The organism is Frigoribacterium sp. Leaf8, assembly GCF_001421165.1.
Taxonomy (GTDB): Bacteria; Actinomycetota; Actinomycetes; order Actinomycetales; family Microbacteriaceae; genus Frigoribacterium.
The window spans coordinates 23580-37051 of record NZ_LMKB01000005.1 but is presented as its reverse complement, the minus strand read 5'-3'; the positions used below and the strand labels follow the sequence as shown (position 1 = coordinate 37051).

Genomic DNA, 13472 nt, shown 5'->3' with positions numbered 1-13472 from the left:
GGGCGCACCGTCACGACCATCCCCGACGAACAGGAGACAGCCATGGCCGACGCCAACCTGACCCGCCCCTACGACATCATCGGCATCGTGCCCGGGTTCGAGCTCTCGAGCACGGACCTCACCGACGGGGGTGAACTGCAGCGCGCGCAGGTGAGCGGCATCATGGGCCCGGGCGGAGACGACGCCAGCCCCCAGCTGAGCTGGTCCGGCGCCCCCGAGGGCACCAAGAGCTATGCCGTGACGGTCTACGACCCCTACGCCCCGACGGGCTCGGGCTTCTGGCACTGGGCCGTGGCCGACCTCCCCGCCGACACGACGTCGTTGCCCTCCGGTGCGGGTGACGACCAGGGCTCGGGCCTGCCCGAGGGGGCCCTCCAGCTGAAGAACGACGGTGGGCTCGCCCGCTACGTCGGTGCGGCACCGCCCGAGGGCCACGGACCGCACACGTACTTCGTCGCGGTGCACGCCCTCGACGTCGAGAAGATCGGAGTGGACGAGACCGCCAGCCCGGCGTACCTCGGCTTCAACCTGCACTTCCACACGCTGGCCCGCGCGGTGATCTCCGCGACGTTCGAGGTCCCCGGGGCCTGAGCCCGGGGCCTGGGCGGTCGCACGCCGAGCCGACGCACGACGACGCCCCGCCACGATCTCGTGGCGGGGCGTCGCCGCGTCGGACGACGGCCGATCAGGCTTCGCGGCCGGCCGGCATCTGCGTCTTGCGCGGGTCCGTCTCGGCGAGGCCGTCGAAGATCGACTCGATGCGCGACAGGACGTCCGCCTCGAGGGTGACGCCCGACGCCTTCGCGTTCGACTCGACCTGTTCGGGACGCGACGCCCCGATGATCGCCGAGGCGACGTTCTCGTTCGACAGCACCCACGCCAGCGACAGCTGCGCCTGGGTCAGCCCCAGGTCGGACGCGATCGGCTCGAGCTGGGCCACGGCGTCGAGGACGTCGTCGCGCATCCAACGTTCGATCATGCCCGCACCGCCCTTCTGGTCGGTGGCCCGGCTGCCCGCGGGCAGCTCGGCACCGACGGTGTACTTGCCGGTCAGGACGCCCTGGGCGACGGGAGACCAGACGATCTGCGAGATGCCGAGTTCGGCCGAGGCCGGGACGACCTCGTCCTCGATGACGCGCCAGAGCAGGGAGTACTCGGGCTGGTTCGAGACGAGCTGGATCTTCAGCTCGCGAGCCAGGGCGTGCGCCTCGCGCAGCTGCTCGGCGTTCCACTCCGAGACCCCGATGTAGAGCACCTTGCCCTGGCGGACCAGGTCGGCGAAGGTCTCCATCGTCTCCTCGAGGGGCGTCTCGACGTCGTACCGGTGGGCCTGGTAGAGGTCGACGTAGTCGGTCTGCAGGCGCTTCAGCGACCCGTTGATCGACTCGGTGACGTGCTTGCGGCTGAGGCCCGTGTCGTTGTGGCCCTTGGGCCCGGTGGGACCGTAGACCTTGGTGAAGATCTCGAGCGACTCGCGCCGCTCGCCCTTCAGCGCCTCACCGAGCACCGTCTCGGCCTGCGTGTTCGCGTAGACGTCGGCCGTGTCGAACGAGCTGATGCCGACGTCGAGAGCCGCACGGACGCAGCGCGTCGCCGTGTCGTTCTCCACCTGGGACCCGTGGGTGAGCCAGTTGCCGTAGGTGAGCTCGCTGACCTTGAGCCCGCTGTTGCCGAGGTACCTGAACTTCATGGACGACCTTTCTCGGTGGTGCCGCCTCGATGCGGCACGCCGTCGACGCTACGCGCCGCCCCCGCGCCGTGACGCGTCGTCCGACCGCACCCGCGCCTCCGGCACTCGGTACGCTCGCCCCGTGTCGGTGATCGGGGAGTTCTTCGGCGGGGTGGGCCTGCTCGGCCGAGGCCTGCGCCTGTGGGCGACGTCCCCGCGGCTGATGCTGCTGGGCGCGGTGCCCGCCCTCGTCGTGGGTGCGGTCTTCGCCGCGGCCCTCGTGGGCGTGGGCCTCGCCGCCGACGACCTGGCCCGCACCCTGACGCCGTTCGCCGACGGATGGCCCGAGTGGTCCCGCACCCTCGTGCGTCTCGGCGGCGGCCTGGCCGTCGCGGCCCTGGCCGTGCTGCTCGCGGTCGTCGCGTTCACCGCCGTCACGCTCCTCGTCGGCGATCCCTTCTACGAGCGCATCTGGCGTCGCGTCGAGGAGCGAGAGGGCGACCCGCCGGCCGACGTCGACCGGGGCTTCTGGCGCGGGCTCGCCCGGAGTGCCGGCGACTCGCTCCGACTGCTGCTGGCCACGGCCGGCGTGGGCGTCCTCCTGTTCGTCGGCGGGTTCGTCCCGGTGCTCGGCCAGACGGTCGTCCCCGTGCTCGGCGCCCTGACCGGCGGATGGTTCCTGGCGGTCGAGCTCACCGGGTACGCCTTCGACGCCCGGGGCCGCTCGCTCGCCGAGCGCCGCCATGGCCTCGCCGTCAACCGGGCGCGCACCCTGGGGCTGGGCACCGCCACCTACCTCCTGTTCTTCGTCCCCCTCGGGGCCGTGCTCGTGATGCCGGCGGCCGTCGCCGCGGCCACCCTGCTGGCCCGCGAGGTCACGACGGGCCCGACCACGGCGGGCCCGACCACGGCGGGACCGAGCACGGCGGGCCCGACCACGGCGGGGCCGGCCACACCCTTCCCGCGCGACGACTACCATCCCCCGGCATGACCACCCCCGCGACTCCGACCAATCCCGCCGTCGCCCTGCCCGACGGGCGCGTCGTCCCGGCCCTCGGCCAGGGCACCTGGAACATCGGCGACGACCCACGGCGCCGCGCCGACGAGGTCGCCGCCCTGCGGGCCGGCCTCGACGCCGGCCTGACCATGATCGACACCGCCGAGATGTACGGCGGCGGGCGGTCCGAACAGCTGGTCGGCGAGGCGATCGCGGGCCGGCGCGACAAGGTGTTCCTGGTGAGTAAGGTGCTGCCGGGCAACGCCTCGCGGCGGGGCACGGTCGAGGCCTGCCACGCCAGCCTCGGGCGCCTGGGCACCGACCGCCTCGACCTCTACCTGCTGCACTGGCGGGGTCGCCACCCGCTCGCCGAGACCGTCGAGGCCCTGGAGGCGCTGGTCGCCGAGGGCGCGATCGGCGGCTGGGGCGTCAGCAACTTCGACGTCGACGACCTGCACGAGTTGCTCTCGGTGCCCGGTGGCGAGAACGTCCAGACGAACCAGGTCCTGTACAACCTGGCCCGTCGCGGACCCGAGTTCGACCTGCTGCCCTGGGCGCGCGAGCACGGCGTGCCGCTCACCTCGTACTCCCCCGTCGACGGCGGCGAGCTGCTCGGTCACCCCGTGCTCGAGCAGGTCGCGACCGATCTCGGCGTCTCGTCGGCGCAGCTCGCCCTCGCCTGGGTGCTGCGCCTCGTGCCCGACCTCATGGTCGCCGTCAAGGCGGGCACGGCCGGGCACACCCTCGAGAACGCGGCCGCACTGGCCGTCGACCTCGACGACCAGGCGTTCGTGCAGCTCGAGCGCGCGTTCCCCGCGCCGACGACCAGGGTGCCGCTCGAGATGCGCTGACCCGCGCCTCCCAGGCTCGCCTCGCGCTCGCGCATGCACCCGACGGGCTCGCCTCGCGCTCGCGCATGCGCCAGAGTGGAGGGACCAGCCCGGGTGACATCGACGTCACCCGGACGCGAGCTCCAGAGGACACCGCATGATCATCGACAGAGCCGACGTGATCGTCACCAGCCCCGACCGCAACTTCGTGACGCTGAAGATCACGACCTCCGACGGCGTGACCGGCCTCGGCGACGCCACCCTGAACGGGCGCGAACTCGCCGTCGTCGCCTACCTGACCGAACACGTCGTGCCCCTGCTGATCGGGCGCGACCCGGCCCGCATCGAGGACACCTGGCAGTTCCTCTACCGCAGCGCGTACTGGCGGCGCGGGCCGGTCACGATGGCCGCCATCGCCGCGGTCGACGTCGCCCTCTGGGACATCAAGGCCAAGGTCGCCGGCCTGCCCCTCTACCAGCTGCTCGGCGGAGCCTCGCGCACGGGGTTGCTGACCTACGGCCACGCCTCGGGGAAGGACCTCGAGGAGCTCTTCGACAGCGTCCGAGACCACCAGGAACAGGGCTACAAGGCCATCCGCGTGCAGACCGGTGTGCCCGGCCTGAAGTCGATCTACGGCATCGCCTCGAACGCCACCTTCGACGCCAACAGCGGCGTGCGCTACGACCACGAGCCCGCCCAACGCGGGGCCCTGCCGAACGAGGAGGACTGGGACACCCGCTCGTACCTGCGGCACGTGCCCACCGTGTTCGAGGCGGTGCGGAACGAGTTCGGCCCCGAGATCCCCCTGCTGCACGACGGTCACCACCGCATGACGCCGATCCAGGCGGCGAGGCTCGGCAAGAGCCTGGAGCCCTTCGACCTCTTCTGGCTCGAGGACGTCACCCCGGCCGAGAACCCCGAGGCCCTGCGACTCGTCCGGCAGCACACGACGACCCCGCTGGCCATCGGCGAGATCTTCAACACCGTGTGGGACTACCAGCAGATCATCCGCGAGCAGTTGATCGACTACGTCCGCAGCGCCGTCACGCACACGGGCGGCATCACCCACCTCAAGAAGGTGCTCGAGTACGCCTCGCAGTACCAGATCAAGTCCGGCATGCACGGTCCGACCGACATCTCACCGGTCGGCATGGCGGCCGCGATGCACCTCGGACTCGCGATCCACAACTTCGGCATCCAGGAGTACATGAAGCACGGCGCGAGGACGGACGAGGTCTTCGAGCAGAGCTTCACGTTCGAGGACGGCATGCTGCACCCGGGTGAGCAGCCCGGCATCGGGGTCGAGCTGGACGAGCGGGCCGCCGCGGCGTACCCCTACGCGCAGGCCTACCTGCCCTACAACCGCCTCGCGGACGGGACCGTCCACGACTGGTGACGAGGAGGCGCGGCGCGGGCGAGCGCGTCGGTCACCCCTCGTAGGCCGCCGCCAGCTCGGCGATGACCAACCGCGTCATGCCCATCATCGCGGTCATGGCCCGAGCGGCGCCCTCGGGGTCGGGCCCGCCGAGGTAGCGGTCCATCACCGACGGGACGACCTGCCAGGAGAAGCCCCAGCGGTCCGTCACCCAGCCGCACCGCCCCTCCTGGCCGCCGTCGGCCGCGAAGGCGTCCCAGTAGTGGTCGAGCTCGTCCTGGGACTCGACCGAGATCGAGAACGACGTGGCCTCGGTCGGCCTCGGCCCTCCGTCGCCGCCGTTCAGCAGGCGGTAGGGCTGGCCGTCGAGTTCGAGGTCGACGACGAGGGCCTGACCGGCCATCGCTTCGTCGGGGAAGTCGTCGGGATAGCGCGACACGTCGGTGACGCGCGACGACGGGAACAGGGTGACGTAGAAGTCGGCTGCGGTCTCGACGTCACGACCGAACCAGAGCGTGGGGGTGATGCGGGGCATGACGCGCCTCCTCGGGGTGGGCAGGCGGCGCCGTCGCCGCCTGCTGCCGGTCAGCGTACTGCGGAGCGGATCGCCGCACGAGACCTCACGACGTGCCGCGCGCCCGGAACGCCGAGCGGCCCGTCGTGACGTCCCGGTGGACGCCTAGCCGATCAGCGCCTCGATCGGGCCGCGCACGAAGTAGACCAGGAACCCCGCCGCGACGATCCAGAGCAGCGGGCTGATCGTGCGGGCCCTGCCCGCGAACGCCCGCACGACAACCCAGCTGACGAAGCCGACGCCGATGCCGTTCGCGATCGAGTAGGTCAGCGGCATGGTGATGATCGTCAGGAACACCGGCAGGGCGACCGAGAAGTCGGTCCAGTCGATCTGGCTGATCTGCGACACCATGAGCGCGCCGACGATCACGAGCGCCGAGGCGGCGACCTCGAGCGGGACGACCTGGGTCAGCGGCGTGAAGAACATGGCGAGCAGGAACAGCGCACCGGTGACGACCGAGGCGAAGCCCGTCCGGGCGCCCTCACCGATGCCCGAGGCCGACTCGACGAACACGGTGTTGGACGACGAACTCGTCGCACCGCCCGCGACCGCGCCGACGCCCTCGACGATCAGGGCCGAGCGGAGGCGGGGGAAGGTGCCGTCGGCGTCCGCGACGTCGCCGGCCTTGGCCAGGCCGGTCATCGTGCCCATGGCGTCGAAGAAGTTGGTGAAGACGAGCGTGAAGACCAGCATGACCGCCGACAGCACGCCGATGCGGGCGAAGGCCCCGAAGCTGAACTGGCCCACCAGCGAGAGGTCGGGCAGGGCCACGATCTGGGTGGGCAGCACGGGGGCGTTGAGGTTCCAGTCGTCGAGGTTCTGGCCGTTCGACGGCGGCACCTGGAAGATCGCCTGCAGGGCGATGGCGATGACGGTGGACGCGACGATGCCGATGAAGATCGCCCCCCGCACCTTGCGGGCCATCAGCACGCCGATGACGAGCAGGCCGATGACGAAGGTGATGGTCGGGAGGGTCGCCACCGAGCCGGAGTCACCGAGCTGCAGGGGCGGCGACGACGTCCCGCTGGTGCGCACGAAGCCCGAGTCGACCAGGCCGATGAACGCGATGAACAGGCCGATGCCGACCGTGATCGCGGTCTTGAGCGCTGCGGGCACCGCGGTGAAGATCATGCTGCGCAGACCGGTCACGGCGAGGATCGTGATGACGAGCCCGTTGATCACCACGAGACCCATGGCCTCGGGCCAGGTGACGTCCTGCACGACGTTGACGGCCAGGAACGAGTTGATGCCGAGTCCGGCGGCGAACGCGAACGGGAGGCGCGCGACGGTTCCGAAGAGGATCGTCATGACGCCCGCGGTGAGGGCCGTGACCGCGCCCACCTGACCGTTCTGCAGCCAGTTGCCGGCGACGTCCTTGGCGGCCTGGTCGGCGCTGAAGCCGCCGAGGATCAACGGGTTCAGGATGACGATGTACGCCATCGTGACGAAGGTGACGACGCCGCCCCGGATCTCGCGGGCCCAGGTCGAGCCGCGATGGGTGATCTCGAAGAACCGGTCGAGGGTGCCCCCGACTCCGGGTCTCGGCGGGGTGGTGACGGGGGCGTTCGTGGCCATGGCGATGCGTCTCCGGTGAGATCGGATGTCGAGGGGGAAGAGAACAGGATAGGGCGTGCCCCGGGTGCACCCAGCAACGACCCCGCTCCGCGACCGCCGACGCGCCCGGACGCCTAGGAGGCGCGGTGCACGCCGAGCGCGCGCGTCACCAGCGGCACCTGCAACGGCAGCCGCACGAGGGTGACGACCCGGCGAGCCATCGTGGCCCGCTCGCTCGTCAGGGCGCGGAGGGCCATCGAGACGTTGGCCGGGAAGACGGCGACGAAGAGCGCGGCGGCGGCGAGCCCGCCGACCGGACGCGTGCGCGGGGCGAGGAGGGCGGCGGCGATGCCGACCTCGGCGAGACCCGAGCCGATCGTCCAGAACCGCGCGGGGCCCGGGACGCTCCTCGGGACGACCGCGTCGTAGACCGCGGGTGTGGCGAGGTGCAGGAGGCCGGAACCGCCCAGGATCGCGGCGAGGACGCGGGCGTCCCGACGGGCGGCGGACTTCTGACGGCGTGTGGGGCGGTGACTCATGCGACCATCTTGCGCGCGCCTCCCGGGGTCGGGCGGGGGCGGCGCGCCGGAGTGGCTGACCGGTGCGTCCCGTCGGACCGGGTCAGACGGCGCGGCTGACGCCCCGGCTGGTGATGGCCGACATGAGGGCGTCGACGGGCTCACGGGCGGCACCCGGGTTGGCGACGAGCACGTAGTCGACGTCGCCGAGGGTGGGCAGCGAGAACCGGTCGCTGACCTTGACGAGGTCGGTCGGGATCAGCGAGAACGGGAACACGGCGACCCCCATGCCGGCCCTCACGGCGGCGAGGACGCCGTTGACGTCACGGGTGTTGCAGGTGATCCGCCAGGTGCGGCCGGCGCGCTCGAGGGCGTCGATGGCCATCTGCCGGCTGAGGCTGGGCGCCTGGTAGGCGATGAGCGGCACGGGCTGGCCGGGTTCGACGACCAGCTTCTCCTGGCCGATCCAGACCATGGCGTCGCCCGCGACGCGCGTGCCCTCGTCGGACTCGCCCGCGGTCTGCTTCACGAAGATCAGGTCGAGGTGGCCCGCGGCCAGACGACGGCGCAGCGGCGCGGACTGGTTGACGGTGAGCTCGAGGTTGATCTGCGGGTAGAGCTGGCGGAAGTGGCGCAGGATGCGCGGCAGCTGGGTGATGGCGAGGTCGTCGGCGGCCCCGAAGCGAAGGCGGCCCCGCATGGCCGAGCCGCTGAAGTAGCTCTCGGCGGCGGCGTGCGCGGCGAGGATCGTGCGCGCGAAGCCGGCCATGGCGTCGCCGTTGTCGGTCAGTCGGACGTCCCGGGTGTCGCGGGCGACGAGCGTGCGGCCCGCGGCCTTCTCGAGCCGGCCGACCTGCTGGCTGACCGTCGGCTGGCTGATGCCGAGGCGCTGCGCGGCCCGGGTGAAGCTGCGCGTCTCGGCCACGACGAGGAACGTCGCGAGCAGCGTGGGGTCGTACACCGCGCCTCCTCCGTCGAAGGGTCTCGGTCCTCGTCATTCACGAAGCCAATGTGATTGATCATCCCCCACCGGGGTCCGAATGACCAGGCCGGCCCTACCGTTGGTGCAGACCGTGAACCGAACCACCAGCGCAGGAACGTGATGTCCGCCCCGCCCCGCACCGACTTCCCCCCGACCGCCCCGCTCCCGATCAGCACGACCCGCCCGCCGTGGCGGCACACCTTCATCGCCCTCAGCGTGCCGAACTTCCGTCTCTGGACGGCCGGCAACGTCGTCGCGATGACCGCCGGGTGGATGCAGCGCATCGCCCAGGACTGGCTCGTGCTCGAACTGACCGGCAGCGCCACCGCCGTGGGCATCACCGTGGCGATGCAGTTCGCCCCGATGCTGTTCTTCGGCCTGCTCGGCGGGGTCATCGTCGACCGCTTCTCGAAGCGCGCCCTCATGCTCGTCACGCAGAGCGTCTTCGCCGTGCTCAGCCTGGGGCTCGCCTCCCTGACCCTGGCGGGCGTCGTCGAGGCCTGGCACGTCTTCGCCATCGCCTTCGCCACGGGCCTCGTGACCGTCGTCGACAACCCGGCCCGACAGGTGATCGTCACCGAGCTCGTCGGTCACACCCACCTCCGCAACGCGATCAGCGTCAACTCGAGCGTGTTCCAGCTGGGCGGCATGGTGGGCCCCGCGATCGCCGGCGTGCTGCTGCTGGCGGTCGGCGCGGGATGGGCGTTCGTCGTCAACGGCGTCGCCTGCCTCGTGGTCGTCGTGATGCTGACGATGCTGCGGACCGCGCAGATGACCCGGGTCGCCTCGTCGGCACGAGGCCGCGGCCAGCTGCGGCAGGGCCTCGCCTACGCCCGCTCGAAGCCGACCATCGTCGTGCCGGTGCTGCTCGTCGGCGTCTACGCCGTGTTCGGCCTCACGATGCCCGTGCTGCTCGCGTCGTTCGCGGCGGACGTCTACGACGTGGGGCCCGGCGGGTACGGCCTCTTCAACTCGATGATCGCCGTCGGGGCCCTGACCGGCGCCCTGCTGTCGACGCGGCGCGCGACGATCCGGCTGCGCACCATCGTGCTGGGCGTGCTCGTCACCGGCGTGCTGCAGGCCGTGGCCGGCTCGATGCCCTCGCTCGTGCCGTTCGCCGTCGTCCTCGTCGGCGTCGGGCTCGCGTCGTTGCTGTTCTTGACGGCCGCGAACCAGCTGGTGCAGATGTCGAGCAACATCGCGATCCGGGGGCGCGTGATGTCGTTGTACATCCTCGTGCTGCTCGGCGGCCAGGCGATCGGCGGACCGCTGATGGGCGTGATCGTCGAGACCTTCGGCACGCACGTCGGCATGATCGTCTCGGGCGGCGTGCCGGCCGTCGCCGCCGCCGTGACGGCGCTGGTGCTCGCCCGGCGAGGGCAGCTGACCCTCCAGGTGCGGACCCGCTGGCACGTGCCCGTCGTCACGATCGAGCAGCGCTAGGCCGGGCGGGCGTCAGGCGGTCACGCCGCGGGTGAGGGCGGCGACGACGTCGCCCATGACGTCGCCGGCCGCCTGCTCACCCGTGGCAGGCCAGTCGAAGGCGACGCCCAGCGTGATGCAGATGAGGACGCGGGCGAGCGTCCGCGGCTCGAGACCGGTCACGGGGACGGTCTGCCCCTGGAAGACCTCCTCGACGAGGCCGTGCAGGGCGTCGAGCACCTCGCGGCGCTGACGGACGAAGTCGGCCATCACCTCGGGGTGCGAGAGGGCGTGCGCGCGGAACTCGCTCATCAACGCGAAGTCCTCGACCTGCCCGGGGCCGTAGGGCGCGAACGCCGTGCCGATCTTCTCGGGCAGCTGGTCGAGCGAGGTGCCCGGGAAGAACATGCCCTCGAGGGCGCCGAGCGCGCCGTCGGTCTCGCGACGCATGAGGCTGCGGACCAGGTCGTCCTTCGACGAAAAGTTCGAGTAGACCGCACCCTTGCTGAACCCGGCGGCCCGCGCGACGTCGTCCAGGGTGGTCGCGTGCACCCCGCGTCGGGAGAACAGCTCGGCCGCCGCGTCGAGCAGCCGCTGCTTGACCTCGGCTCGTGGGATGCGGGGAATCGGAGCCCCGGAGGTGGTGGCCATGCTGCGACCCTAACGGGTGCGGGTGATCCTCAGAAGTCACCCGCGCCGCCCCCGGAGAAGGCGCATACCGGCGGGTATCCAGGCGCTACCATCGTGATCGCCTGGTGAACCCGAAGCATCAGGAGAACGCGCGGGTGCGCGACCGTCCGACCCTCACCACGTCCCCAGGCCGGTCGCGCACCCCGCACCCCACTCCCGGTCGGAAGCCGTCGAAGGGGCACGACCCGCCCCTCCCGGCGTCGACCGCGAGCCGCGTCAGATCGCGGTGCGCCGCGCCGATCCGCCGAAGCCGATCGAGACGTCGAGGCGCCAGGCCTTCGGCTCGCCCGAGACGTGCGTGGTGCCCACGAAGCGCAGCCGGTCGCCGGCACCGAGGCTGAGCACCCCGTGCACGTCGAGGTTCTCGCCGAGCCGGAAGACGATCTCGTGCTCGTCGAGCAGGTCGTCGTCGACCGTGGCGCCGAAGGTGGCACCGTCGAACTTCACGGGCACGTCACGGAACACCAGCGACGGCGGCTCGTCGGACCAGTCCGCGACCTCGGGCACCCGACCCGCGACGATGCGGGCGTCCACGACGCCGTCGTCTCCGAGCGTGACCGAGGAGGCGCGCAGGTCGATGCCGAGGTCGTCACCGTCGATGCGAAAGCGGTTCTCCACGGCACCACGCTACCCAGCACGGCCGCCCGACGGAATGGCCGGGCGACGTCGGGGGTTTGCCCGGTCATGAAGAAGCGCATCGGGTTCCTGTCGTTCGGCCATTACCAGGACGTGCGGGGCTCGGCGACGCCGACCGCCCGGGAGGCGCTGGTCCAGTCGATCGAGCTGGCCGAGGCCGCGGAGGAGATCGGCGTCGACGTGGCCGCCGTGCGCGTGCACCACTACGTGCGCCAGGCCGCCAACCCGTTCCCGCTGCTCGCGGCGATGGCCGCGCGGACGACCCGCATCGAGCTCGGCACCGGCGTGATCGACATGCGCTACGAGAACCCGCTCTCGATGGCCGAGCAGGCGGCGGCCGCCGACCTGATCAGCGCGGGGCGCCTGCAGCTCGGCGTCAGCCGCGGATCACCCGAGCCCGCCCTGCGCGGCTGGGAGGCCTTCGGCCACGTCCCCCTCGAGGGCGAGAGCGACGCCGACCTCGCCCGTCGACACACCGAGGCGTTCCGGGCGGCGATCGACGGCGCCGACGTCGCCGAGTCGGACCCCAAGATGACCGGCTGGTCGCACGGGCTCTCGGTCGAGCCGCACTCCCCCGGCCTCGGCGAGCGCATCTGGTGGGGTTCCGGCAGCCGGTCGACGGCCGTCTGGACCGGCGAGCAGGGCATGAACCTGATGAGCAGCACCCTCCTGACCGAGGACACGGGGGTGCCCTTCGACGAGCTGCAGGCCGAGCAGATCGCGCTGTACCGGGAGGCCTACCGCGCCGCCGGGCACGCCCGTGAGCCGAGGGTGTCCGTCAGCCGCAGCGTGATCCCGATCACCACCGACGAGGACCGTCGCTACTTCGGCGTCCGCGCCCAGGCCGACTCGCAGGACCAGGTCGGCCTGCTCGACGGCGTGCAGTCACGCTTCGGCAAGAGCTACGTGGGCGAACCCGACGTCATCGCCGAGCAGTTGGCCGCCGACGCCGCAGTCCGGGACGCCGACACGATCCTGCTGACGGTGCCCAACCAGTTGGGGGTCGCCTACAACGCCCGTCTGCTGCAGACGGTGGCGGACCACGTCGCCCCGGCGTTCGGCTGGGTGCCGAACCTGGCCCGCGCGAGCTGAGCCGCGCCTCCTGCACCGCGCCTCCTCGGCTGTCGTCGCGGGCTGCGGTAGACAAGGGGGCATGTTCACCGACCTGCCCGAACCCGCCCTGCGGGAGTACCGCAGCACCCAGACCGACCCCGACGACTTCGACGAGTTCTGGGCGACGACGCTCGCCGAGACGCGGGCGCACCCGCTCGACCTGCGGGTCGACCGGGTCGACACGGGGCTGACGACGGTCGACGTCTACGACGTGACGTTCTCCGGGTGGGCGGGTCAGCCCGTGCGGGCCTGGTTGCGCGTGCCCGCCGAGGCGGAGGGACCGTTGCCGGCGGTCGTCCAGTTCGTCGGCTACGGCGGCGGACGCGGGGCCGCCGTCGAGAACCTCTTCTGGTCGTCGGCCGGCTTCGCGCACCTGCAGATGGACACCCGTGGCCAGGGCTCGGGGTGGAGCATCGGCGCCACCCCTGACCCCGACGGTTCGGGCCCGGCCCACCCCGGCGTCATGACGCGGGGCATCGACTCGCGCGAGACCTACTACTACCGCCGGGTGTTCGCCGACGCCGTCCGCGCCGTCGAGGCCGCGCGCGGCCTCGACGTCGTCGACGCCTCCCGGGTGTCCGTCGTCGGCGGCAGCCAGGGCGGCGGCATCGCCCTCGCCGTCGCGGGACTCGTCCCCGACCTCGCCGCCGTCGCGGCGTACGTGCCGTTCCTCTGCGACTTCCGGCGCGCGACCGTCATCACCGACGCCGACCCGTACAAGGAGATCGGACGCTACCTGGCGGTCCACCGACACCGTGCCTCCTCGGTGCACGACGTCCTCGCGTACTTCGACGGCGTCAACTTCGCGAGGCGGGCCACGGCCCCGGCCCTGTTCACCACGGCGCTGATGGACCCGACCTGCCCGCCGTCGACGGTGTTCGGCGCGTTCCACGCGTACGCCGGGGCGGCCGACGTCACGGTCTGGCCGTACAACGGGCACGAGGGCGGCGGGTTCGAAGACGACCTGCTGGCGCTCGCCCTGTTCCGCGGCGCCGGGGCCTGAGCCGGCCCGCGCACCACACGACGCCGTCGAGTGGGCACGACACCGTGACGTGCAGCGGTGCCGTGTCCACTCGGTGGCGTCCCGGGCGGGAACACGGCGGGGCCGGGTC

General features: G+C 71.9%; 14 protein-coding genes. 7 read left to right on the top strand and 7 right to left on the bottom strand.

Annotated elements, in window-relative coordinates:
• The first annotated feature begins 42 nt into the window (after window positions 1–42).
• The gene (locus tag ASL10_RS04945) at window positions 43–591 is read left to right on the top strand and encodes a YbhB/YbcL family Raf kinase inhibitor-like protein (RefSeq protein ID WP_056044992.1); all 549 of its coding nucleotides are present in this window, start codon (window positions 43–45) and stop codon (window positions 589–591) included.
• Between the two features lie 94 nt (window positions 592–685).
• Here ASL10_RS04945 and ASL10_RS04940 read toward each other — a convergent pair whose 3' ends face one another.
• On the bottom strand, window positions 686–1690 hold the full coding sequence (locus ASL10_RS04940; protein WP_056044991.1) for an aldo/keto reductase family protein: 1005 nt from the start codon (window positions 1688–1690) through the stop codon (window positions 686–688).
• Window positions 1691–1811: 121 nt separating this feature from the next.
• Between ASL10_RS04940 and ASL10_RS04935 the strand changes: the two genes are divergently transcribed.
• The 3 genes from ASL10_RS04935 (at window position 1812) to manD (ending at window position 4892) form a co-directional block, all read left to right on the top strand.
• Window positions 1812–2660, top strand: a complete 849-nt coding sequence (locus ASL10_RS04935; RefSeq protein ID WP_200922573.1) for an EI24 domain-containing protein — start codon at window positions 1812–1814, stop codon at window positions 2658–2660.
• The gene (locus ASL10_RS04930) at window positions 2657–3517 is read left to right on the top strand and encodes an aldo/keto reductase (protein ID WP_056044988.1); all 861 of its coding nucleotides are present in this window, start codon (window positions 2657–2659) and stop codon (window positions 3515–3517) included. Before ASL10_RS04935 ends, ASL10_RS04930 begins: the two co-directional genes overlap by 4 nt.
• A gap of 136 nt (window positions 3518–3653) precedes the next feature.
• The gene (gene manD, locus ASL10_RS04925) at window positions 3654–4892 is read left to right on the top strand and encodes a D-mannonate dehydratase ManD (RefSeq protein ID WP_056044985.1); all 1239 of its coding nucleotides are present in this window, start codon (window positions 3654–3656) and stop codon (window positions 4890–4892) included.
• A 31-nt stretch (window positions 4893–4923) separates the two neighbouring features.
• Here manD and ASL10_RS04920 read toward each other — a convergent pair whose 3' ends face one another.
• From ASL10_RS04920 to ASL10_RS04905, 4 genes are all read right to left on the bottom strand, one after another.
• Window positions 4924–5406, bottom strand: a complete 483-nt coding sequence (locus ASL10_RS04920; RefSeq protein ID WP_056044983.1) for a VOC family protein — start codon at window positions 5404–5406, stop codon at window positions 4924–4926.
• Window positions 5407–5550: 144 nt separating this feature from the next.
• Window positions 5551–7020: an NCS2 family permease gene (locus tag ASL10_RS04915; RefSeq protein ID WP_173150795.1), complete on the bottom strand. Its 1470-nt coding sequence runs from the start codon at window positions 7018–7020 to the stop codon at window positions 5551–5553.
• 113 nt (window positions 7021–7133) lie between these two features.
• Window positions 7134–7538: a hypothetical protein gene (locus ASL10_RS04910; RefSeq protein WP_056044979.1), complete on the bottom strand. Its 405-nt coding sequence runs from the start codon at window positions 7536–7538 to the stop codon at window positions 7134–7136.
• A gap of 82 nt (window positions 7539–7620) precedes the next feature.
• Window positions 7621–8478 (bottom strand): LysR substrate-binding domain-containing protein, encoded by an 858-nt coding sequence (locus tag ASL10_RS04905; protein ID WP_043594893.1) that lies wholly within the window; start codon window positions 8476–8478, stop codon window positions 7621–7623.
• A gap of 141 nt (window positions 8479–8619) precedes the next feature.
• Here ASL10_RS04905 and ASL10_RS04900 point away from each other — a divergent pair, with 141 nt between their 5' ends.
• A complete protein-coding gene (locus ASL10_RS04900) occupies window positions 8620–9942 on the top strand; it encodes an MFS transporter (RefSeq protein ID WP_056044978.1) in 1323 nt (440 codons plus the stop codon).
• A 12-nt stretch (window positions 9943–9954) separates the two neighbouring features.
• On the opposite strand, the gene ASL10_RS16325 is transcribed toward ASL10_RS04900, so the two are convergent.
• A complete protein-coding gene (locus ASL10_RS16325; RefSeq protein ID WP_056044976.1) occupies window positions 9955–10572 on the bottom strand; it encodes a TetR/AcrR family transcriptional regulator in 618 nt (205 codons plus the stop codon).
• 255 nt (window positions 10573–10827) lie between these two features.
• Window positions 10828–11229, bottom strand: a complete 402-nt coding sequence (locus ASL10_RS04890; RefSeq protein WP_056044973.1) for a hypothetical protein — start codon at window positions 11227–11229, stop codon at window positions 10828–10830.
• A gap of 66 nt (window positions 11230–11295) precedes the next feature.
• Between ASL10_RS04890 and ASL10_RS04885 the strand changes: the two genes are divergently transcribed.
• Window positions 11296–12339 (top strand): LLM class flavin-dependent oxidoreductase, encoded by a 1044-nt coding sequence (locus ASL10_RS04885; protein ID WP_056044972.1) that lies wholly within the window; start codon window positions 11296–11298, stop codon window positions 12337–12339.
• A 61-nt stretch (window positions 12340–12400) separates the two neighbouring features.
• Window positions 12401–13363: an acetylxylan esterase gene (locus ASL10_RS04880; protein ID WP_056044969.1), complete on the top strand. Its 963-nt coding sequence runs from the start codon at window positions 12401–12403 to the stop codon at window positions 13361–13363.
• The last annotated feature ends 109 nt before the right edge of the window (window positions 13364–13472 follow it).